Source organism: Chryseolinea soli, from assembly GCF_003589925.1.
GTDB classification, from domain to species: domain Bacteria; phylum Bacteroidota; class Bacteroidia; order Cytophagales; family Cyclobacteriaceae; genus Chryseolinea; species Chryseolinea soli.
This window is the reverse complement of record NZ_CP032382.1, coordinates 7,656,742-7,678,107: the sequence shown is the minus strand read 5'-3', so window position 1 is coordinate 7,678,107 and position 21,366 is coordinate 7,656,742. Positions and strand designations below refer to the sequence as shown.

The window sequence follows — 21,366 nt, the reverse complement described above, 5'->3', positions numbered from 1 at the left end:
ATAAAACTGTAAACTATAGTTGTCAAAATATGTGCCAAAGTGTGTATTAAATGCCCACGGAAAAAGTAATTTGCGATCTTATCAGCAGTTTATTGCCGGTTATGGCCGCAACATTACCTGAAAAGCTATTATTTGATATAAAATAGGAACTATAATTCCTATTAGGAAGTTTAATGCCTATATTTAATAATATTTGAATCCAAATCCTCAAAAATGCCGTAAACCGGCAATTAACTGCCTATGACCATGGATCCAGTAGCTGAGAAAAAGACATGGGGAACGATTATTCAAACCCGCAGAAAATCCAGAAACATCCAGCAGGCGGAGCTTGCTGATATCGCCGGCATTTCGACGCGAACGCTACGTGAAATCGAAAAAGGCAGCGGCAATCCTGAACTGGATACGCTCCTGCGTATCTGTAGTGTCTTAGGAATGCAGATAAAAATTGAAGTAATCACTTAAAGAATGCAATATGGGCCGCAAGGCTGAAGTCTATATTAATAACCTGCTGGCGGGAACGCTGGAGAAGACTGACCAACAACGCTATGTGTTTTGTTACGACGATAAGTATTTTATCAATCCGGCATGTCCAGCCATTAGCCTGACCTTGCCCAAGACACAACAGGAATTCAGATCGACCATTCTGTTCCCTTTCTTTTTTGGTCTACTCTCTGAAGGAGTCAACAGGCAAACGCAATGCAGGCTGCTGAAGATTGATGAAAACGATCATTTCGGTCTCCTGCTGGCAACGGCACACTCCGATACCATCGGGGCCATAACTGTAAAAGAAATTTGACTATGATTTGCGCGGGATGTTTGAAACAAGTAGAAGAAACGGGCTACTGTAAGAAATGCCTCAAGGAACTATTTTCCGGTAAGAAGGTTAGTGACATTCTGCCGTTCAATTCGCCCTATAACGAAGAATCAGAACTGTTTAGAGACAATACCAAAAAGATATCCATTTCTGGTGTTCAAGTTAAATACTCCATGCGCCTTGAAAACGATCAACTCGTGCTTACAGACAAAGGTGGACAGTACATTCTAAAGCCAATCCCCACAGGGCAGTTTCCGCTTTTGGACCAGGCGCCGGCGAACGAGCATCTTACTATGCAACTGGCAAAACAGGTTTTCGGAATTAGCGTACCGCCCAATGGGATTATTCACTTCAGCGATCACAGCCCGGCCTATCTGGTGAAAAGATTCGACGTGCGAGAAGATGGAACGAAATACCAGCAGGAAGATTTTGCCCAACTCGCGCAAATGACTGCCGAGACACGTGGGAAGGATTATAAATATGATCTCTCTTATGAAGAGATAGGGTTGCTCATTCGCAAGTACATACCCATGTACGCCGTGGAGGTTGAAAAATTTTTCCGCTTGGTCCTTTTCAACTATATCTTTTCCAACGGAGATGCCCACGCTAAGAATTTCTCAGTCATTCGCACCGACCAAGGCGACTATGTGCTTACTCCAGCCTATGATTTACTCTGTACACGATTTCATGCGCCAGGCGAAAGCGACACGGCGCTAATGTTATTAAAAGACCGATTCACCACTGCCTTTGATGATCACGGCTTTTATACCCACTTTGATTTTTTGGAATTCGGAAAAGTGCTGGGGATAAAGGAAAGTCGCGTTATACGCATCATCGATTTTTTTAATGGAAAAGAATCAATTGTCGATTCGTTGATCGACGCTTCGTTTCTGCGTGATGATGTAAAGGATCGCTATAAACAGATGTATAAAGACAAGTTAACCCGCCTGCAAGTCAAGTTTACTCCGCCCCAACAAGCTGTGGTTCACTAAGCCTACAGTAGGTGCCTCCTGAAAGCTTGCGGTAGAAACTAAAGATTAATGTGTGAGAGACCGAACGAATTATTGCCTACCCGAGGCTTATATCGGATATAAGTTGTATCACTTGGCCACTTAATGGTCAACCGTCAATTGACAAATGTGATCAAATGTTCGAAATTGGCGATCTATGGAATGAGAGATGAATGGTCAGCAATCAACGACAACGAGCAAGGGACCAATCCGGTCGGATCTCCGGAATGGTGCACAGGTTCCTGTTCCTTGGGGCTAGTGTCGCCTGCATTGAGCCAACTTTGTGCCCTCGGGAAGAGCGATAAGAACTTCTCAAAGTTGCCGTCAGCGACAGCGGTGTTGAATGCCGGAGTAAACACCCAATTTCGCTGCGTGTTAATCCTGATGACGTATTGGTGCTACCCAACTCCCGAAACCGAAAAAAAAGGTAATTTGTAAATCAAAGAAGATAGATCAAGGAAATAATTTTCCATAAGTCTGTCTTGGCTAAGCCGTCGCCGCGAACTTCAACAATACGAATTCATAAAAAAATGACGCACGTTCTCCTAAGTGACTCAGAAGATGAGCATAATGACGTCTCTGTTCCTGACTTATTTGCCATTCGTGGACACCTATTCGTCTTTAAGGTCATACCAGCTACTGACTATTGGAGATTTGGTGTACGATTTGTGATCGGGAACCGCCAAACGCATGATGGGACATTCAAACGATATAAGGACACGACCGTAAAACACATCGAAATATGCGCTGGCGAGCGTAGCAATGAACAATGGCGGCTTCCGAACCGGCTTCAGCTCCAGCAATACACAGTGAGCACCAAGGACCACGTCCTCTATCGTGCAGACGGGTATCAGCCGAAAACCCCAGTCAGTTTTAAAATTGAATGGATAAAAAATGGAGAGGTCATAATATATGTAGCTGCCGAAGGTATTGAAACCCACGTCGAGGAAATTGACCTAGGGGCACACAGTCATTTCAAAGCTTTTGCCTGGGCGGATAAGACACCTTATGAAATCACCAGTGAAATAACTGTATCCACGCTGCCCATGTTGTCAGCATTAAAAGATACCTCCGCACTACAAAACCAAACGGTTAATGTCCCCATCCAAGACCTGACCATTTTTTTTGGCCGAAATAACTCCGGCAAAACTTCCGCATTGGTTGCAGCTTGTCACATACCGCGGGACGACAATGACCATGCTGTTGATTATATAGGAGTAAACCGAAATTTTACCGTAACGTCCTACAACTATATAAATGAAAACAAGGCCGACCGCAAGTCGATTCAAAAGAATAATCGAAGAAGACGAACTCAAAAGGACGACGGATATAATCAACCCTTTGACTGGGTGGAGGAGCTATCGCTACAGGATAGGGAGGACCGCAAAAAAATTTTGGATTGGATGGCGGCTTATTTCGAGCCATGGCTGCTTGAAAAGGAACATTCCGGCGAGTACCATGTGGGAAATCAATTGCAAGCTAATGGCATGAATCCGATAACACAGGGCACAGGAGCTAGGTCAGTCTTTCCAATTATCATACAACTTTTCAATCCAGAAGTCGCATTGCTTTCGATCGACGAGCCCGAGCTTGCTTTGGAGGCAGGAATGCAGAAAATTCTTTTCAAAGTGATCAAGGAAGCATCCCAGGGTTTGGGAGGTTTCCCTAGGAAAAGGATCATATTAGCAACCCATTCGCATTTATTTCTTGACCGGATAGCACCTACTAACAATTTTCAGGTTTCTAAAAAAAATGGAACTGTTGAGATAAAGCAGCTCCAAGATCATAAATCGATCGAATACGCAACTTATCAACTTCTGGGGCACACACCTGCCGACCTATTTTTTCCTTCAAACATTATTATTGTTGAAGGTGCTATAGACCAAATATTTTTGACCGCATTGCACAAACACCTATTGTCGGCTGGAAGGGTGAAAAATGAGAAAATTGCATTTCATTTCGTTGACGGAATTGGAAATGCAGCGACTGGGTCAGTAGCTGCGCTCCAGATGTTCAAAACTCAAAGTTATTCGCCGGTCTACAAAGAACGAATCTGCGGTATTTTTGATCAACCCCACAATCCGGCGGAAAGCAAGGCAATCGCTGAGATCAAAAAATATTTTAATGCAGACGCGGATAGACGGTTCCTTGTTATTGAAAGGGACGCGATCGAATATTATTATCCGGTGAAAATCATAAACAAACTATTCAATACTAAATTATCGATGGAGACCTACCAAGCGGCCATTAAGGTATTTCTCGATTCGATTCCAAGGAATTCTAACCTAGGTACATTTATGGGTGAAACCATTAGTAAAAAACAGTTAGTTAACAAAGTAGTAGAGGCGTTTACCGATGATGATCTTGATGACGTCAACCCCGCGATTGTAGGGTTGATAATCTTGGCATGTGAGCGCGGTTTCTAATTCCCCACAAGCCAAAAATGAACTTGGTAGGTGATGAAACGTTCAAAGGGAATAAATTTCGAGTCTTAACTTGTTGATTTTGTCCTTCTTATCTAAATCTCTTCCTTCTTTCTGAACGAAGGCAATGATACGTTGGGCTCTGAGCAATAAGTAACCGATACCTGACTGTCCACCGGAGCCTTCTGGGAAATTTTCTCACATACAGGATTTATTTTAAACGCAGACGACGCAAGACCTTTTAATGATTGATCCAGTCTTCAGTTCTTTAACAATGTATTTGGCGCCCAGATATTCGAGGCGTGTTCGATGAGATCCTTCAACAGCATCGATGACGGCTGTACGAAATATTTTGGTCGACACGACTTAACGCACAACACTGGGCATACCCTTCATCGGTTTGCCGAACTTTCTTATCTCGGTATATCAAAAATAGTTTTTTGATATCTACAAAAGATTCGAAGCAGGGTATCCTCCCGTTACGGGCTAGTATAGATTTTTAGATCGATGTTGCCAACAGTTGCGAGGCAATGCTGAACATTGCCTAACAGTAACAAGATGTCATTAGACGCGTTAGCCTTACTCAATGCGGGTTGGACAATATACATATGAAAACGAATCGCTTTCGTCCACTTGGCCTGTTCCAATAGATTCTCTAAATCATCTTCAGTACCCTTGATAATTCTGCTGCAAGAATTGCCTCCCAAAGACTTCGTTTTTCGTTTAAATAAATGTGTAAATATCTCTCTACCATCTTTATGCTTCCACTTCAAGGCCTTCTGGGCTTGTCCACAAACATGGTAAAAGTTATTAATATTATTGCCCACCTGAGCATTTAGAGCATATTTGAGATGGTACAGATGAATGTCGATAACATTGCCTGTGTCGTTAATACCAATGATGTCGGCTATTTCTCCTTTCCCGTCATCGTCATAGATTATCTGAAAGTCATTTCTTATTTTGTCGATGAAATAATATTGTATGGAATCTTGAATAAAAGGTGCAACATCCTGCGATTCCTTTTCAATATTGACGCCTGTCCAGGTGTCTGATATAATACTTTCTTGTGGGATAACATCAGGTCGGTTCTTTAGTTTTACGTATAAGTTTCCAAATAGCTGTGAGCCATCGGCAAACCAGATAGTTGGTACACTAGCTTGAAAAAACTGTACTAAGCTTTCATTTTTGGTTCCATATTGAATTGAACAAATTTCATTTGTAAGTTGAACTACACGATAGAAGGTTTCACTCGTTTCCAGGTTAATTCCTAAATTAATTTGAAAACTGACAGAGAATTGATCTGTGTCGACAGAAAATTGCAAAGGTTGGTCAATGCTAGGAGCAATTAAATTGAGCTCTGTATGCGAGATGTCGGACAAAATTCCATTGATATTCAGTTGGTACCGACCCTCAATGTTTTCATACATTTCGGGATTCCAATCAATTAAAATGGGCATCACATTAGGTGGCCGATGACCTAATTTTTCGATTGCTAGGGTATGTTGTAGTACGACATTAGGGTCTATTGTCTCATCCTCCACTATTTCACCGATTGCTTTGCACCATTTGGTTAACTCATCCAAATTTCCCCTCTGATAGGACCATATTTTCCCTTTAACAGAACAACCTAAAGAAGTCCTTTCGCCTTCCTTGTAGCCTACCCCGAATATGTTGTTCTTTATCAACGTCCCCTGCTCTAATAGTTTAATTCCATCTTGAACACCTTTGCCGAAATAAGATTGAAAGGTTATATCCTGACCGATTCCCCTCCTTGTCCCAACGTTGAACAGAGAAAGCCGATTAACATTATTAAATATCCTAAATACGCTCATCCCAGTGACAAGACTTATGTTACCTTCACCAAAAATGTTCTCTAGCAATTCTTTTCCGGGATATTGCTTTAAGGATGTATTGAAAAATATTCTATTGACATTAGGACGTACATCCCAGTGAATTATTATGATGTCCCATTTCAAGTTTCGAACACTTTCGAAATCACCCCATTCAACTCGTTCTATTTTTCCTAGTATAATGACGAGTGTATCGTGATGATTTGTATCGCTGAAGACGTGTTCATAACTCAAAAAGAGTGTTTCCCAATATTGTTTGGCCGGTCTCCATTCATTGATATTTGTCTTGTATATAATTGTACTAAGTGCTGGATTTATTTGAGTAAATGGGATAACAGAATCGCTTAAATTTGAAAATCCCTCCAGAAATTCTTTAATATTAATTTCCTTTTGCGTTGCATTTGCGCTCAACCGAGGTAGTAATAAATTCCAATCCGCATTTCTTGCATACAACTGATCTAACTCTTCATGAATTGGTGGGTATGCAGTATTTGTTATAAAACTCGCGTTGCCTAACTCGTCATAAGACGTTCTCGTAAATCTCCCAATAAACTGCAATGTGACTGGAAGACTTTGTCGCTCATCGTGGATTGCAGCAATTTTTAAATTTGGCAAATCGAACCCTTCACCCAGCATGTTTACACAAACCACTATTGAATGTTCGCCTCGCTTAATTGCTTCGATTTTGTCACCAAGTCCCGCGACACCAGTATAAACCAGAATTGGATTGTGCTCGGGGAATTTCTGATAGTATTCAAATACCTCTTTTGCCCTTGGCTTGCTCATACACCTCGCCATCAAGATGTGATTGTAGCCAGCCCCAATGTCCTCTTTCAACTGTTGTACAGCTTTTTCGGCAATCTTTTCATCCGCTAGTTTTCGATTGTATTCTCTGATTGGTAGATAGTTAATTGTCTTATAGTACCGCTGCTCTTGAGCTTTTCGTAACGAAAAATTGAAGATTACTTTCCCCTGTAAGCTTTTGCCATCATTTCTGAACGGAGTCGCTGTGAAGAGAAAAACCTTTTCTTTGCTAAATTTATTAATCAATTCTTTCCATGTGTCTGCTTCTGAATGGTGAGCCTCATCGATAAAAAAATGTGAGAAAGAGTTACTTAATATCAATTTTTGAGCGGCTGAAAGGCCTGTAAGTAAACTCATTGTAGATACAACTACGTTGCACCGAGAAACAAAATCTTGAAGTTCATCAGCATTTGAAAAACCATGATTTATTATTCCAACAATAGGGTTTAAACAGGAGGAATCTGCTATTCCGAATTCCTTTAAAAAGCCGAGTGTTATGAATTTGTCAGAAATTTGTGTTCGTAACGAGTCGGAGGGAACAGAAACTAATAATCTTGTGCAGCAATTTGCAATTAGAGTAGCTAACATTGTTTCAGTTTTACCTGTCCCAGTTGGCATAACGACAATTGCATTCTCCTCCGGGTTTTGGACGTGTGCTAAAATGGAATACAAGGCGCCGACCTGTGGCGGCCTTAATCCCTTGACACCTGCTTGTTCATTTTCTTTTACAAATTTGAATTTGTCCGCCCAGGTAGTGATGACTTCATCAGGCGTTTTGGTCTGAAATAGTGGGTGCTTAAGCCATCGCTTAACTTTTATTTTTTCGGTATTTAGATCCGCCCTTGTTGGTTTTTTCGATATCAACAATGCTCTTTCATGTCCTTGGATGTTTTGGTCTGCCTTGTCACTCACCAGTAAATAATTAATCCTATCGGCTTCAATTACAAATGGATTTGTACTTATGATTTGGATGTTATCAAGACTTATTTCACGATCAAAATATTGCCATATTTCATTGCCATTTTTTTCAAAAATGGCTTTTGATATTTCCGGAAGAGTCAGGCTCATTATAGATACTTTGTGTTGGTGATGGTTTTAATTAAAGTTGCAAGATGTTGGAGCAAGTCTATGTGTTTTCCAGGAAGATTCCAGGTGGGCTAGGTGATCAGCTCGGATCGGGTGGGACAAGGAATCTTTACTAAGATAAATAAAAAGATTGTGAAGCAAAAGGGGTTGATCTATCTGTCTTTCTGGCAAGGTAGTACCCTGGTTTTCGAGCGTTAACGTGGTAGATAGGAAGTTGGATGTATCGGCTACTCTTTGACTCATGCCCATAAGGGATCGAAAGTGGCTCATGGTTTAAAAGTGATACTAAAAGGTGCGTACGAAGATTGCCGCAAAGGTAAGTTGGTGATTCAATTGAGTTTGAAAGGGGATTCTTAACGGTGTTTCCAACCAGGGGCGCCTGATACACACAAGAAAGGTATTAGCCTGCCGCGCGATGTTGCCGATGTGCAGGCCCTGTTACGGCTGTCTACAGTCTCTGGGAATTTCATTGACGTGGACTTTTTATAAAAGACTCTACGCTCTTCTTCGGCGATCATGCGGGATATTTGCACCGTTACGAACAACTTATAGCGGTGAATACAAATAAGCTGTATCAATTTTGAAGAGAAAGAAATCCTTGCAAAAAGCTGCTGGCTAATATTCCTATTGATAAAAGACTAGCGATGTCCAAGGCTTGATGGATATCTTCTACAATGCCGGTAAAGAAAAAGAAAGCCGATCGAATCACTCTGCGAATGACAAATCAGTTTCAGGAAAGGGATGAGCATTTTTAGGGGAACCGTTGACCTTTGAATGATGGCGTTGTTTATATAAGTGGTGTTATGTTAAATGACCCGCTGCTAACTGGGGGGCATGGTCTTTTTGGAATGAGTTTTCAACTTATGATGCGCTCTTCCCAACTTCTTACCTCTGACAGGATATTATTTAGCTCGTGGATCATATTGGTAAAGACAACTTGTTTCATAAGAATTTTCGCGCCAAGATCTTTACACAATGTTATATCCTCTTCGGGAAGAGTCGTTGAATGCATCACTACAGGGATATTCCGAAGGAGGGGGTCTTGTTTTAATGAAGTAAGACAACGGATCCCATTCATGACAGGCATGTTGTAATCCAGGAAAATTATGTCAGGATCGACGCTGCTTTCTCTCAACTGCCGCAACGCCTCCTCCCCGTCATTTGCTACGACTAGCCGGCAGCTATCGTCCACCTCGGACAAAGCATCTTTGAACAGATCGATGTCGTCAGGATCGTCATCAACCACCATGATTGTCAATTGGTTCATCGCATGAAAAAGGGAAAGTGAAGCTAAAGAAAAGGTTTCTCAATTGCTAGGCTACAGCGAGTAAAATAGTGGGTAAAACCTCGGGAAAAGGGCAATTTTATACAAACTTCTGCTCTCGGCACAGTCTTCTTCAGGGCTACCTTCTTAATCCCTTATCTATTCTGAAACATTGAAAACCAGGTGCCGGAAGGGTCAATTGCGAAAGAAATACCGCCCAACAGCCTTATTTTAAGTGTGGATTTTTCTCCACACTTCATTTATTAAGTATCCATTTGTGAGCGCAAATAGACGATCCCACCACCTTTTAAATGAAGCTATCCTGCCCTACAATCAATGCCCAAAAGTTTGGTCCTGTTTATGACCTTCCGATCGGGTCAATCTAACAATGTATGCGACCTGGCAATCTAGTATTAGCAATTGACGACGATCCCGATGATCTGGAATTGCTCACCTCAGCATTAGTGAGCGATAACAAAGATATGACATGCTTGATGGCCAATAACGCAGAAGAAGGGTTGAAACTATTGTGGTCATTAGACCAATCTTCTGAAATACCGATACCATTATCTTGAAAGAGAATATGCACTGTGTTTTCGGTTATTTCGGCTTCAATGACTAATCTCGATTGTTTTTTAGAAATGTCACGATACCGGATGGCATTGGAGATTAGGTCGTCAAAAATTACCCCAAAGACGATGGCTATCAGAATAGAACGCTATTTCATCGTTGTGGATTGACATTTTTATTTTTACCTGCTGATATTCCTCAATAAATTCTGAGTTTTCCAAACACGTCTGAATGACAGCTTGTTTGTGATGATACAGAAACCCGTTAAAATTGAAAAAGTCATGGAAATGGATTCCTTTGTGAATCCAAGGCAGAACGTCCGGACCTCATGCGGGTAGGGGATTATGACCTGTGCCTCCAAAGACATCTTTAATTTTCTGAGAGGCACAATTACCTCCATTGCCAACAAGAGTTAATCCGGTTTTCGAGGAGATGTATTTGTCACCGCGTCTATCCATTCGTTAGCAGATGATACTCTTGCGAGGGCCGCGACTGAACCGTATTTTATTTCTCGATTCAATGCCCCTGAAACAATTCCTACAAGCTTCCACTCACTATTGTAATTAGCAAAAACTCCGCCTCCGCTGTCTCCTTTTGAGCCTCCAACTTCAAGGTCAAGCGGGTCTGCCGAACCAAATTTGTTAGATGAATTAGAGATGGGACTATCAAAATCAAAAATTAAAACATCTGAGGAAAAGGATCTGGATTCAAACGTTCCTCCTGCGGCATCAATTGTATTTTGTCCGCCCAATCGTTCTGACTCTCTCGGTGATTTCATTCCATGAAGTCCATCTCCGATGTATCCATAGCCAATCTTAATAACTATTGAGCCTACTTCCGCGGTGCCATAATACCTGCTTGCGGGTTTCACATTGGTTACGGGTGCTGTTAATTCGATTAATACTAAATCCCATCCGGTCCATTGTCTCTCCGTTGCGCCTGGTTCAAGCTTGGGATGTTTTATAGTTCTTTTGCTTTTGTAGTATTTATCACCAAACATCCAAACCGAAGAGTCTCCGATAAAATGAGAGGCTGTCAGAACCCACTTTTCAGCTATGAGAACACCTGCTGCATAGTCGTCACTGGTAGCGGTCGACGAGTAGCGCCCAACACAGCTAAATTCCGGGTTCCTGCCAAGCTCGCGATAACGTTCAATATCAACATCATGTCGGATCATACCTGAAACTTTATTTTTTAGGCTCACGCTGTTCATAAATATTAGACAGGTGAGTATACCAATTAATCTCATGGCTTGAATGGATTTAAATTGAATTTCAGTTGAATGGGAAATATTAGTTTGGAAATCCAAAGTGCCACTACCGCGAGCCAGCACAATACTGCATATTTTAGAATGGAGCTTATTGGGTAACCTAGTAATTCAGATAATGGATTCGGATTTGAACCATTTGAGACCGTTGGGACAAAGAAAGGCAGCAACAGTAGAAACACAACTGCTATCATTATATAGAGAGGGATTCTAAGCGGCTTGTGTGCAAACTTCTTTTCCGCTTGCAGAGCCGCAAATTTTGCCATGGTGTTTTCCACTAATTGATCCGATGGGGACTCCAGGATTTGCTCTTTCAACAGATGGATCAGTTGCCCATCCTCATCCTCAAGTTGATTATTAAAATTGATTTTTATCATAACAATTCGTTCATCTCATCATTAAGTAATTTTGATAGTTCTGTATAGAGTTTCTGCCTTGCCCGGAACAACCTTATTTTGATTGTTGAAGGATTCCATCCCGTTATGCCTTCTATTTCTGCTATTGTGTTCTCACATGAGTAGTAAAGCCCAATTACAAGGTTTTCTGATTCCGTTAAAACGACGAGCGCTTTTCTTAAAAGGGCTGCTTGGTCGGCTTGCACGAGTTTTTCAAAAGATCCGGTATAATTGTCAGGGATGGCGAAATCAAAATTTGAAGCGGGAAATTCTTCCAGAGTATCCATAATTATTTTCTTATTTCGAATTCTGGTAAGGGCCGTATTATAAACTATTTTGTACAACCAAGTTGAGAATTTGCCAGATCCATTAAAATTCCTTAATGCCTTAAAAGCCTTTACAAATGAATCTTGAACTACCTCTTCTGCATCTTCTTTATTCTTCACAATTTTTACCGCAATAGAGAAAGCGTAAGTTTTGTACTTGTTAAGCAAGAGTCTGTATGCCTCTGGATCGCCCCCAATGGCTCTTTCTATTATTATTTGCTCAGTCGACGTTGATTCGGCCATTCGTTCTCAATCGGAGTAGCTTAAGTGTAAGATTACTTATCGTTTCTCCGATTAATATAGAATGAAATAATCAAGGATATTCCGATGCATAAAGGAACCATTGTTAAGTAAGCTTGAGGATAATTTCTGTAACCAAGCGGATTGTAGTTAATCAAGAGGTATTTCTCAAAAAAGAAGCCGACTACAACACCCAAAGAGAATCCAATAAAGACAAGTCCAAACACCAATAAAAGTCTTCTTTTCCCTTGTGCCATTTGTTTAAAAGTGTCAGGACTTAGCCCTGAATCAATAAGTGCTAGTCGTTCTTTATTCCGATAGCTCAAGTAAGTGTACACAGTTCCGAAAATACTCAGAAAAACTGCTATTATGATGAAGTAGGCCTGATCCATAGGTTTTGTTTTATGTTTATTACCTGAGACTACAGCGAGACGAATCTGGTTTCAAGAGCTGTGATAAAAGTCGAATTTGATACAAGATTTTTTAGAAGATCTATCGCACCCTCAATAACCTGTTTACAGCAAAGGTAATATCCGTTTAATCTTGTAGCGTGGTGAGGATCACCTGGAATATATCGCCGCAATCGAATACAAAGTGACGATTATTGGCCTCAGCTCTCATTGTTTCCTTCGTCCGTCGTCGGCTCCAAAGAAATTCAGGTTAAGGCGATAGCGCGATAAGCGACGCCTAACGGCACCGAATTTTTCTTGTACATATTTAGCGATTTGTAAGGGCCGTGACAATTTTGTGACACTTTCTTGACTAGTTTGTCCAGAAAGTATCCTATGTGGCGTGTTTTAGTTATTGAGGATGATGATGATATAGCGGAATTGGTATCCATTCACCTCCGTGATTTAGGATGTGATGTAAACCGGGTAGCCGATGGCGAAACAGGACTTCAAACGGCCCTACGTCATCCATTTGACCTTATTGTTTTGGATATCATGCTTCCGGAGATGGATGGGTTGGAGGTTTGCCGGAAGCTGAGGGCCCAGGAAATATCCAGCCCAATCTTAATGCTTACTGCTAAATCGGAAGAGATCGATAAGGTACTGGGGCTGGAGACCGGCGCCGATGATTACCTCACAAAACCATTCAGCATACGTGAATTCATTGCCCGTGTAAAGGCCATTTTTCGTCGAGCCGGTTTCAATGGAGCATCGGCCGATTTGCCGCCGGCAAACATCGTTCAGTTGGAAGACTTAACGATCGATCGGGAAAAGCATAAAGTGCTCGTGAAGGGGAGCAGGGTAGAGCTTACGCCAAAGGAGTATAGCCTTTTGGTGCTTATGGCCAATCATCCCGGTAAGAGTTACAGCCGTGAGGATCTCCTGAACCTGATCTGGGGTTATGAATTCGCAGGATATGAACACACCGTCAATTCTCATATTAACCGGCTGCGTTCGAAGATTGAGCCCGACTTTTCCAAACCGAAGTACATTCTTACGACTTGGGGAGTGGGCTACAGGTTTAACGATGAAATTATGAGAGAAGAAATCTCCACCCGATAAATGATGAACAAGATTCAAAAGAAATTGGAAAACATCAGGGAGAGTCTATACTGGAAAATTTCAGGTTTCTTCTTCCTGATCCTTGTTATGTTAGGCGTTGCATACACGTTTATTACCATAATGACAGCGAAGCGCTATTCGGATGAGACTACGCAAAAGCTAAATGCGAATGTAGCTGACCAATTGTTGCAGGAGGTTTCACCCTTTGTGGAGGGAAAAGTGAATGAAGAGTCGCTGGGAAAAATCATGCACTCCATGATGGCTGTGAATCCGGGGTTGGAGGTTTACTTACTCGACCCTCAGGGAAAAATTCTCTCCTTTGTGGTGTTGCATAAGAAAGTCAAGCTTGAGTACGTGGCGGTGGAGCCTATAAAGAAATTTCTAAGCAGCAAGGGCAAATCGTTGATTTATGGAGACGATCCAAGAAACCCCGGTAGGTCCAAGATATTTTCAGCTACGGCTGTGTATGAGCACGGACAATTGCTGGGATATGTTTACCTCATCCTGGCCAGCGAAGAATATGAAAACACCAGCGTCGCACTTCAAGAAAGCTATTTGCTGAAAATCGGTGTCCAGTCTTTTGTGATCACATTAACGGCCGCATCCTTAATAGCGCTGGTTATCCTTTGGTTACTGATGCGATCCTTGAGAGGTATTGTGGAGACCGTCAAAAGATTCGGAGAAGGCGACCTCAGCCCCAGGATTCCCATTCGCTCCAAGGGTGAATTGGCTCAATTAGCATTGACCATCAATATGATGGCCGACACAATTTTGCGCAACATGGATGAGCTCAAAGAGGTTGACAAGCTGCGACGCGATCTTATCGCGAATGTTTCGCACGATATCCGAACTCCGATCTCCATCATTCATGGGTATATCGAGACCTTAATTATCAAGCACGATACCCTTGATAGTAAAAAGCAAGAAGAGTATCTGAGAATTATTTTAAAAAGCACGGAGCGCCTTAAACGCTTGATGAGCGATCTGTTTGAATTGTCCAAACTGGAATCGCGACAGGTGAAACCCAAACTGGAAGTTTTCTTTATCTCCGATTTACTCCAGGATCTGGATTGTAAGTACAAATTGCTCGCACAGGAAAAGAACATTGACCTGCAAACTGATTTTGCTTCGCGCTCGCCGATGGTTCGGGCCGACGTGGCGATGATTGAGCGTGTGCTTCAAAATCTGATGGACAATGCTTTGAATTATACTCCGGAAAATGGGCAAGTCAGGATACGGATGGAGAAGGAGGAGCGCAAGATCCGCGTTAGCGTTTCCAATACGGGACGGGGAATTCTGCCGCAGGATATGCCGAAAATTTTTGACCGCTACTACAAAGTTGAGAACAATAGAACTAACCGGGGTACCGGTTTAGGCCTGGCGATCGTAAAAAATATCCTGGAAATTCATAAAACCGATATCCGGGTGCAAAGCGAGCAATACGGCAATACCACTTTTTCATTCGATCTTCCGGTGGCCGTTAATTAAAAGGCAGAGAAAATGTTATTCTTCCGTGATCTTTCCGTGACACTTGAAGGTGATTTTGCATCATAAAAAATGCAATGTCAAATGAAAAAACTAAAACTCTTTTTACTTACCACCACCGCCATTATCTACCTGGCAGCGTGCAGCGATGATGATAAAATGACCGCCACGCACGATCCGAATACGGCCGAAAAAGTATCCGTGGACCGATTCAGCGCAACCGCCGGGCACCTTCAAGTGCGCACAGCCACGAATGGCCTGCCGGCGGCCAATGCCCCTGTTAATTTCGACCAGGGGCCTTTCATCACCAAAGGCTTCGGACCGGGCGGACAACTTGTTGAGTATTACAATTTCGATGTTCAGTCAACTACCCCAGCGCCGATCTGGGTGCTTTTCAAGCAGGGTGAATCGAATCCTGTAAGCGATCAAATGAACATTATTAATGTGCTGCCCGGAGAAGCAGGGTATAATGATTTTTGGCAAGTAATAAAGGTCACGGTTCCTGCGAGTTACCAGGCCAACCAGGTGGCTAGTTACGATGAAATTGTTGCGGCGGGATATCCGCTTGAGCCGACCACATCGTTGGTAAATTGTCCTGTAGTGCCGGAAGGATCCACGGCCACAAAGCGTTTTACGGGGGAACCGGCTGGGTTGATCAAAGGGTGGTACAAAGGCAAGGTCGTATCTTATTTTACCTTCGGTGAGAAAGAATTGATGACCTCCGCGGGAAAGGTGCCCTTGTCCCCGATCTATGTAAGCTTCAAGACCAACCTAACCCCTGGTAACGACCAAAGCGGCCCTGCGTCGGGCTTTAAAACGGAGCCGGGGTCCACACAGACGCATAATGTAGTGTCCACTCTCCCGTCTAATGCCGGTTATTCTCCTTTGTGGATTGTAAGTGCATATGATAACGCAGACTTCGATGCGGTTAATAATCTTGCCACCGCGCAGGCGGCCACCTCTGCGGGCGATGGGATTGCCATGGTAAATTGTCCGTTGGTCAGTAGCAATTAATTTATATCACGAAATTTCATACGCGGAGGTCGCCTCTCCTGTGGTAACAGGTGGGGTGACTTCCTTTTTTTCAGACCCGTTATAAAGGGGATGAACCTGAAAAGAGAGAACAGGATCGGGGGTCGGCCCTTTTTGTCGTTGCGACGACCTTATCGTTGAATTGCCAGGCGTAAATTCACTTGCATGATCAGGCTATTCCGAGAGATTTGAAATTTTGGTTTTCCATCTCTATCCAGACCTACTCAGAAGAATTTGTAAGAATGATATCCCGGCTTTTATGAAGCCGTCAAAAAAAATGTCATCTATTGATCAAGTCTCTCCATTTCCCGAAGGCCCGAGAAATTTCTCTCATTTTTTTCTATGCATTCAACCACTCAATGATGAGCTTTTTTCTTTTTACACATTCTATAGCTAGATTCGCTACCGTAGATTATTAGTCAATGGCTTACGACGAACACCTTGCCGACCGCATTCGCCAAATATTCAAAGAGAAGAAAGTTCGCTTTGAAGATAAGAAAATGATGGGTGGCCTTTGCTTTATGGTCAATGAGAAAATGTGTGTTGGCGTAGTGCAGAACGAACTCATGGCACGAATTGATCCAGCGATCTACGAAGTGGTTTTGAAGAAAAAATATAGCCGCGAAATGGATTTCACGGGCCGGCCAATGAAAGGATTCGTATTTATTTCTCCAAAGGGCATCGATGCAGACAAGGACCTTGAATATTGGGTAGGCCTGTGCTTGGAGTATAATCCCAAGGCAAATTCCAGTAAAAAAAGGCTGAAAGACTAGAGCGGAATTAATTTACTGTTGTAGGGCATTTGAAGGAAGTTCAGTGACATTCTGAAATTGTGCTAAACGATTGGTCATTTGATGCTTTTTTCAAATCTATTCCAAAGGAAGAGCATGGTGGGGGAGGTAATAAAAGAGGTCAAGCCAAACGCCAGCATTGCCGCAGAGAAGGATTGGTCGTGCGCCAGATCAAAGATACAAAGCATGATTATCGGAATGGAGAAAATGCCCACAAGGGTGAGCATACAAACGAGTCCAAAAATGAACTTTCGGAGGATACTTCCATTCATGCGAATAAAACCGACGATGAAAGTAACCAGCCAAAGATAGACAGTAAGCATTTCTATAATTTTTGGCATATTTCAAGTGAAATCCGGTGATAAGTTTGTCCATAGGAAGGCGCCGTGATGCATCGATCTGTACCGTTGTTTTTTTTGCTCTCACGTTGCTGGTAAATCAAAATTACGGCATTACAGCGCACGGAAATGGGCTTAATATCGATTTATAGCCGATTTAATGTGAGTTTAATGGCGCTTTTAACTTGTATGGAGCGTGCCTTAGCGAGCGCCATATTCTGTAGGCATTAGCGTAGGTTGCTGGCGATAGAGAATAACTTGGGGTGGTGGCCGGCGCGCGCATGAAAACGTAATCAAAAAGACAAGGCATAGCATCTTTTTTGGCTGACCTCATCCTGCCAGCACTGACATCCAGCGGTTTATCGCTCAATGGAACTTTCTGAAATGATAGCGGTATACTTTTTTTTTCTTGATAAAACTTAGCGTGTCTGCATAGGATGGTTTTTTTACGGAATCTCCAACTTGGGCAATGCTCGCAAAATTGGTATGACCATTCGTCGGGCTTGGCTCGGGGTGAAAAATATACTCCGTCGAGTCATTGTTTAACTTGAAATGAACTCCCTGGAAACCCGATTTTACCTGTGAGATCTCGCCTTCCAGTTCAGCGGTGTAAAAGGTGGTGAAATGCCTTTTTTTATGCCATTTCGTTTTCATCCACGTCCGGTAGACGAAGACCGTAAGCGTAAAGCCCATCAGGCCGATAAGCATAAGTCTTTTTTCCATGGCTTATTTGATCACTGTGTATTTTTTGATCAGACTAGGAGTTTTCGTTTACCAAGATATTCATTTTTTGGATGATCATTCGAACGCCGCCTGATTCGGCTATTTTATGAGGAGCTTGTTTCCAGGTGATGCAATGAAGTTGAATTTGATTGGAAGTCCATTTTTGCTCAGCGATAGAGCCAGCCCCGGCATGAAGCCTTCCGATGAGTTGCAAAAATTCAGTGTCTATTTCGAGGGCAGTCAAGTTTTTCCGAGAACGAAAAGACCCGGAGAACACTATCCGGGCCTTTTTTCATTAAAGCAGCAACTGTAGCATGAAACGGTTTTAGTTTAGGTTGTTTTTATAGTCCTGTTTGAAATAAAGATTAAGGACGTTACAAACACCCTGGTAGTTATAGGGCCTGAAATAGATGGCCAGGGCGCCCATTTCCTGAAGTTCAATCACCCTGTGGTGAGCGGGAACCGAGGAATGGACAATGACGGGAACTTCCCGTAACAAATCGGTCTTTCTCATCGCCTTCAGGAATTGCAAGGCGTCGATGCCCGGTACGCTCAGCTCGACAAAAACACAATCCGGCGAAAGATTGTCCTCCTGAAGAATTTCTAATGCTTCCACGCTATTTCGAGCCAGCATGAAAAGCGTTTCCGGCGCCACATCGAGCAACGCCTCAACGAAGATCGCTTGATCTATCGGGTCATCGTTTATAAGGAGACAGGATTTTGCGATCTGGATCATAGAGATTGTTTTAGAAAAAAATATAGCCTTTCCATCTTCCTCTTTTTTGGTAGTATCGAAGGCTGTCGAATAGCCGGATATTTTCTTCCCGGATTTTTTCAAGAAAATTTTGTTCCTGTGCCAAATTCGCTTCAGCAATTTTCTGCTGGGTCCTTGCTTTTCCTAGGTTGCGAAGGGCCAGGTCGCAACGTGCCGACAGCACCTGATAATTTTGGCTTTGCTCACTTAGCCGCCGGCGCATCAATGTATTCTGGTCGGTGAGCAATGCCACGGTATCTCTTGCGTGCGCGAGCAACTGTTCTTGCTGTACGGCTGATTTTTCGCCCAATAATTTTTCGGCAAGCAAAGCCTCGCTGCGAAGTTTTTGCTGGTCTAATTCCCGGCGCATAGCCTCATTGGAAACCTGTGTCGACCACAGCCAGGAAAAGGCGATGGCAAAAAGAATCGCCGTAGCCACCGTTATGATTTTAGCCGTCTTGAGACTGTCCATAGAAGTCCATTCCTTTCCTACAAGAAACGATATTTGGCCCGCGTTGGAAATGAGCAATAATTAAATCGAAATTAAATCGATATTAAAACACGCTAGACTTTGCGGACCGGAAAACGTACGGTGAATTCCGTGACTTCCCCCGGGACCGACCTGACGGTAATTGTGCCCTGGTGGAGACTGACGATGCGCCTTACGAGGGAAAGCCCAATACCGGAACCCTTAATGGACAGATTGCCCTTGCCGCGAAAGAAGGGGTCAAATATTTTTCCGAGCTCATCGGCCTCAATACCTTTCCCCAAGTTGCCAAACCGCAGGGTGATGTAGTCGGTGTTTCCTACTTCCAATTGGATTACGGTTCGATTGTCGTCAGAATACTTGCAACCATTGTCCATCAGGTTGAGGATGGCCACTTTGATTAAATGTTCGTCACCGGCGATCAAGAGCGAATCAGGCTCTATCTTCAAATCGAAGTCGATATCAACGTTGTATTTGGGAAAAGCCTTCTGAAGTTCTTCTTTCATTTCCCAAAGGGCGTCGTCGATGCGAAACGAGGTGAAGTTTGTCTTTGGCTCAAAGGCGCTGGTTTGGGCGAGCAATAGCAACTGCGTGGTGAGATCATTGAGGTCCCGCAAGCCACCAAGCACCGATCGCAAAACCTTTACATAGTAGTCGGGGTTTCGCGGTTGCAGAAGCGACACATCGATCTCGGAAGTCATGATGGTGATCGGTGTCTTGATCTCATGAGAGGCATTGGCAATAAAATTTTTCTGTGACAAGAATGCCGCCTGCAGCCTTTCCAGCATGCTGTTAAAGGTTTTTGATAGTTTGCTCAATTCGTCTTTTTGGTTTCCTTCATCCAGCCTGCGGTTCATGTTGACCTCGGTGATCTCACTGACCTGCGATACGATCTTGGAAATGGGACGAAGAACCCGCCCGGCATATATCCAGCCCAGTACGGAAACCAAAAGCAAGCTTAACGAGAAGGTCAACAGCAGGACGTTGCGTAGATTCGCCAGTGCATCCAGGCCGTACACATCGATGGCTGCCGCCACGACGGTAAAGCGGTCATAGCGATCTGCGAACAGAAATCCGAGCGCCTCAACCTTTCCCTCTTTAAAACTTATTTCATTTTGCAGACGAATCCGGTTGAGAAGCGTGGTGTCTACCTTGACAACGGCAGTGCCATCGGAGCTGTATAACTCCTCGTTCCGGTAGTTATAGATGGCGATGTATTGATTGGGCAGGCTGGCAGGATTATTTCGCTCCATACGTTTGAGCAAGTCGGCGTTTACTTCTTTCACTTCCGTGAGCACTTTGGCGGTATTGGTTGCCCGGTTTTTTAGGCGTCTGTAGAAATCCTCTTTGCGATAGTTCTCTGAAAAGAAATAGATAGAAAGACAAATAACGGACAACATCACGACAACCAGGCTGAAGAAGATCAATGTCAGGCGGGTGCGGATGTTCATGCTTCGTTGCTTAAGACGTATCCCAAACCTATCCGGGTGTGCAACAGCTTCGGTGCGAAATCCCGGTCAATCTTGTTTCGCAGCATATTGATGTACACTTCCACCACATTGGTACCCGTGTCGAAGCGAATGTTCCATATTTTTTCGGCGAGTTCGGCGCGCGAAATGACTCTGCCGGGGTGGCGAATAAAGAACTCCAGCAAGGTGAATTCTTTGGCGGAAAGCTTGATGGTTTTTTCGCCTCGCACTGCCACTTTTTTTTCGAGGTCTAACTTCAAGTCATCAAATCGAAGAATATTCGCATGGTTGGTACCCGTCATGGTGGGCCTTCGCGCCAGGGCGCGCAGGCGGGCCGTGAGTTCCTCAAACTCGAATGGCTTGAGCAGGTAGTCGTCGGCGCCCGCTTCAAAACCCGTCACCTTGTCGGTTGTCGTCCCCAGCGTGGTGAGCATGAGGATCGGAAGGTTCGGTTTTTTCTTTTTTATGATCTTACATAAGTCAAATCCATTGATCCCAGGAATGACAATGTCGAGTAACACCACGTCATAGTCGCGGCTCAGGGCGAGGCGCTCGCCGATGTTTCCGTCAAAAGCAACGTCCACCTCGAAGGATTGTTCCTCTAGTCCTTGCTTTATGAAAGCAGAAACCTGCGTCTCGTCTTCAATGACTAATACTTTCATAGCTCAATTTATCAAATGAAGTCTTACGGTCCACAAGCTAACAAGATTTTTACCCGAAGAAGCCC

22 protein-coding genes are annotated in these 21,366 nt (G+C 43.3%); 9 read left to right on the top strand and 13 right to left on the bottom strand.

Going from position 1 to position 21,366, the window contains the following annotated elements:
* Positions 1-246 precede the first annotated feature (246 nt).
* The 4 genes from D4L85_RS31975 (at position 247) to D4L85_RS31960 (ending at position 4,250) form a co-directional block, all read left to right on the top strand.
* Complete coding sequence (locus tag D4L85_RS31975; RefSeq protein WP_119759030.1) at positions 247-462, top strand: helix-turn-helix domain-containing protein; 216 nt, start codon at positions 247-249, stop codon at positions 460-462.
* A gap of 10 nt (positions 463-472) precedes the next feature.
* The gene (locus D4L85_RS31970; protein ID WP_119758170.1) at positions 473-796 is read left to right on the top strand and encodes a HipA N-terminal domain-containing protein; all 324 of its coding nucleotides are present in this window, start codon (positions 473-475) and stop codon (positions 794-796) included.
* Positions 797-816: 20 nt separating this feature from the next.
* Positions 817-1,806, top strand: coding sequence for a type II toxin-antitoxin system HipA family toxin (locus D4L85_RS31965; RefSeq protein ID WP_228450696.1), 990 nt, complete (start codon positions 817-819; stop codon positions 1,804-1,806).
* 548 nt (positions 1,807-2,354) lie between these two features.
* Positions 2,355-4,250, top strand: coding sequence for an ATP-dependent nuclease (locus D4L85_RS31960; protein WP_119758168.1), 1,896 nt, complete (start codon positions 2,355-2,357; stop codon positions 4,248-4,250).
* A gap of 476 nt (positions 4,251-4,726) precedes the next feature.
* On the opposite strand, the gene D4L85_RS31955 is transcribed toward D4L85_RS31960, so the two are convergent.
* The 7 genes from D4L85_RS31955 to D4L85_RS34590 all read right to left on the bottom strand — a co-directional run bounded on the left by D4L85_RS31955 (position 4,727) and on the right by D4L85_RS34590 (position 12,441).
* The gene (locus D4L85_RS31955) at positions 4,727-7,969 is read right to left on the bottom strand and encodes a DEAD/DEAH box helicase (RefSeq protein WP_119758167.1); all 3,243 of its coding nucleotides are present in this window, start codon (positions 7,967-7,969) and stop codon (positions 4,727-4,729) included.
* 874 nt (positions 7,970-8,843) lie between these two features.
* On the bottom strand, positions 8,844-9,254 hold the full coding sequence (locus D4L85_RS31950; protein ID WP_119758166.1) for a response regulator: 411 nt from the start codon (positions 9,252-9,254) through the stop codon (positions 8,844-8,846).
* Positions 9,255-9,633: 379 nt separating this feature from the next.
* On the bottom strand, positions 9,634-9,894 hold the full coding sequence (locus D4L85_RS35210) for a hypothetical protein (RefSeq protein WP_418219881.1): 261 nt from the start codon (positions 9,892-9,894) through the stop codon (positions 9,634-9,636).
* Between the two features lie 339 nt (positions 9,895-10,233).
* Positions 10,234-11,070, bottom strand: a complete 837-nt coding sequence (locus tag D4L85_RS31945; RefSeq protein ID WP_119758165.1) for a trypsin-like serine protease — start codon at positions 11,068-11,070, stop codon at positions 10,234-10,236.
* The gene (locus D4L85_RS31940) at positions 11,067-11,465 is read right to left on the bottom strand and encodes a hypothetical protein (RefSeq protein ID WP_119758164.1); all 399 of its coding nucleotides are present in this window, start codon (positions 11,463-11,465) and stop codon (positions 11,067-11,069) included. The genes D4L85_RS31945 and D4L85_RS31940 overlap by 4 nt, the downstream gene beginning before the upstream one ends.
* Positions 11,462-12,052, bottom strand: a complete 591-nt coding sequence (locus D4L85_RS31935) for an RNA polymerase sigma factor (protein WP_119758163.1) — start codon at positions 12,050-12,052, stop codon at positions 11,462-11,464. Before D4L85_RS31935 ends, D4L85_RS31940 begins: the two co-directional genes overlap by 4 nt.
* Positions 12,053-12,084: 32 nt before the next feature.
* Positions 12,085-12,441 carry a DUF6249 domain-containing protein gene (locus D4L85_RS34590; protein ID WP_160144133.1) on the bottom strand — a complete coding sequence of 119 codons (357 nt, stop codon included), beginning with the start codon at positions 12,439-12,441 and terminating at the stop codon, positions 12,085-12,087.
* A gap of 393 nt (positions 12,442-12,834) precedes the next feature.
* On the opposite strand from D4L85_RS34590, the gene D4L85_RS31925 reads away from it, so the two are divergent.
* From D4L85_RS31925 to D4L85_RS34585, 5 genes are all read left to right on the top strand, one after another.
* On the top strand, positions 12,835-13,560 hold the full coding sequence (locus tag D4L85_RS31925; protein ID WP_119758161.1) for a response regulator transcription factor: 726 nt from the start codon (positions 12,835-12,837) through the stop codon (positions 13,558-13,560).
* Positions 13,561-13,563: 3 nt separating this feature from the next.
* Positions 13,564-15,048 (top strand): sensor histidine kinase, encoded by a 1,485-nt coding sequence (locus tag D4L85_RS31920; protein WP_119759029.1) that lies wholly within the window; start codon positions 13,564-13,566, stop codon positions 15,046-15,048.
* 81 nt (positions 15,049-15,129) lie between these two features.
* Complete coding sequence (locus D4L85_RS31915) at positions 15,130-16,059, top strand: hypothetical protein (RefSeq protein WP_119758160.1); 930 nt, start codon at positions 15,130-15,132, stop codon at positions 16,057-16,059.
* A 440-nt stretch (positions 16,060-16,499) separates the two neighbouring features.
* Positions 16,500-16,850, top strand: a complete 351-nt coding sequence (locus D4L85_RS31910; protein WP_119758159.1) for a TfoX/Sxy family protein — start codon at positions 16,500-16,502, stop codon at positions 16,848-16,850.
* A 59-nt stretch (positions 16,851-16,909) separates the two neighbouring features.
* Positions 16,910-17,230 (top strand): hypothetical protein, encoded by a 321-nt coding sequence (locus D4L85_RS34585; RefSeq protein WP_160144132.1) that lies wholly within the window; start codon positions 16,910-16,912, stop codon positions 17,228-17,230.
* 342 nt (positions 17,231-17,572) lie between these two features.
* Here the strand turns inward: D4L85_RS34585 and D4L85_RS31900 are convergent, their stop codons facing one another.
* The 6 genes from D4L85_RS31900 to D4L85_RS31875 form a co-directional block, all read right to left on the bottom strand.
* The gene (locus D4L85_RS31900) at positions 17,573-17,929 is read right to left on the bottom strand and encodes a hypothetical protein (RefSeq protein ID WP_119758157.1); all 357 of its coding nucleotides are present in this window, start codon (positions 17,927-17,929) and stop codon (positions 17,573-17,575) included.
* A 34-nt stretch (positions 17,930-17,963) separates the two neighbouring features.
* Complete coding sequence (locus tag D4L85_RS34580; RefSeq protein ID WP_160144131.1) at positions 17,964-18,173, bottom strand: hypothetical protein; 210 nt, start codon at positions 18,171-18,173, stop codon at positions 17,964-17,966.
* Positions 18,174-18,254: 81 nt separating this feature from the next.
* Positions 18,255-18,665 (bottom strand): response regulator, encoded by a 411-nt coding sequence (locus D4L85_RS31890; RefSeq protein WP_119758155.1) that lies wholly within the window; start codon positions 18,663-18,665, stop codon positions 18,255-18,257.
* Positions 18,666-18,675: 10 nt separating this feature from the next.
* Positions 18,676-19,155: a hypothetical protein gene (locus D4L85_RS31885; RefSeq protein WP_119758154.1), complete on the bottom strand. Its 480-nt coding sequence runs from the start codon at positions 19,153-19,155 to the stop codon at positions 18,676-18,678.
* A gap of 92 nt (positions 19,156-19,247) precedes the next feature.
* Positions 19,248-20,621: a HAMP domain-containing sensor histidine kinase gene (locus D4L85_RS31880; RefSeq protein WP_119758153.1), complete on the bottom strand. Its 1,374-nt coding sequence runs from the start codon at positions 20,619-20,621 to the stop codon at positions 19,248-19,250.
* Complete coding sequence (locus D4L85_RS31875) at positions 20,618-21,301, bottom strand: response regulator transcription factor (RefSeq protein ID WP_119758152.1); 684 nt, start codon at positions 21,299-21,301, stop codon at positions 20,618-20,620. Before D4L85_RS31875 ends, D4L85_RS31880 begins: the two co-directional genes overlap by 4 nt.
* Positions 21,302-21,366: the final 65 nt, after the last annotated feature.

Bases quoted from the DNA above. Each gene is read 5' to 3' on its own strand.
- D4L85_RS31975 (WP_119759030.1), top strand. From the start codon at position 247: ATGGATCCAGTAGCTGAGAAAAAGACATGGGGAACGATTATTCAAACC.
- D4L85_RS31970 (WP_119758170.1), top strand. From the start codon at position 473: ATGGGCCGCAAGGCTGAAGTCTATATTAATAACCTGCTGGCGGGAACG.
- D4L85_RS31960 (WP_119758168.1), top strand. From the start codon at position 2,355: ATGACGCACGTTCTCCTAAGTGACTCAGAAGATGAGCATAATGACGTC.
- D4L85_RS31955 (WP_119758167.1), bottom strand. From the start codon at position 7,969: ATGAGCCTGACTCTTCCGGAAATATCAAAAGCCATTTTTGAAAAAAAT.
- D4L85_RS31950 (WP_119758166.1), bottom strand. From the start codon at position 9,254: ATGAACCAATTGACAATCATGGTGGTTGATGACGATCCTGACGACATC.
- D4L85_RS31945 (WP_119758165.1), bottom strand. From the start codon at position 11,070: ATGAGATTAATTGGTATACTCACCTGTCTAATATTTATGAACAGCGTG.
- D4L85_RS31940 (WP_119758164.1), bottom strand. From the start codon at position 11,465: ATGATAAAAATCAATTTTAATAATCAACTTGAGGATGAGGATGGGCAA.
- D4L85_RS31935 (WP_119758163.1), bottom strand. From the start codon at position 12,052: ATGGCCGAATCAACGTCGACTGAGCAAATAATAATAGAAAGAGCCATT.
- D4L85_RS34590 (WP_160144133.1), bottom strand. From the start codon at position 12,441: ATGGATCAGGCCTACTTCATCATAATAGCAGTTTTTCTGAGTATTTTC.
- D4L85_RS31925 (WP_119758161.1), top strand. From the start codon at position 12,835: ATGTGGCGTGTTTTAGTTATTGAGGATGATGATGATATAGCGGAATTG.
- D4L85_RS31920 (WP_119759029.1), top strand. From the start codon at position 13,564: ATGAACAAGATTCAAAAGAAATTGGAAAACATCAGGGAGAGTCTATAC.
- D4L85_RS31915 (WP_119758160.1), top strand. From the start codon at position 15,130: ATGAAAAAACTAAAACTCTTTTTACTTACCACCACCGCCATTATCTAC.
- D4L85_RS31910 (WP_119758159.1), top strand. From the start codon at position 16,500: ATGGCTTACGACGAACACCTTGCCGACCGCATTCGCCAAATATTCAAA.
- D4L85_RS31900 (WP_119758157.1), bottom strand. From the start codon at position 17,929: ATGGAAAAAAGACTTATGCTTATCGGCCTGATGGGCTTTACGCTTACG.
- D4L85_RS31890 (WP_119758155.1), bottom strand. From the start codon at position 18,665: ATGATCCAGATCGCAAAATCCTGTCTCCTTATAAACGATGACCCGATA.
- D4L85_RS31885 (WP_119758154.1), bottom strand. From the start codon at position 19,155: ATGGACAGTCTCAAGACGGCTAAAATCATAACGGTGGCTACGGCGATT.
- D4L85_RS31880 (WP_119758153.1), bottom strand. From the start codon at position 20,621: ATGAACATCCGCACCCGCCTGACATTGATCTTCTTCAGCCTGGTTGTC.
- D4L85_RS31875 (WP_119758152.1), bottom strand. From the start codon at position 21,301: ATGAAAGTATTAGTCATTGAAGACGAGACGCAGGTTTCTGCTTTCATA.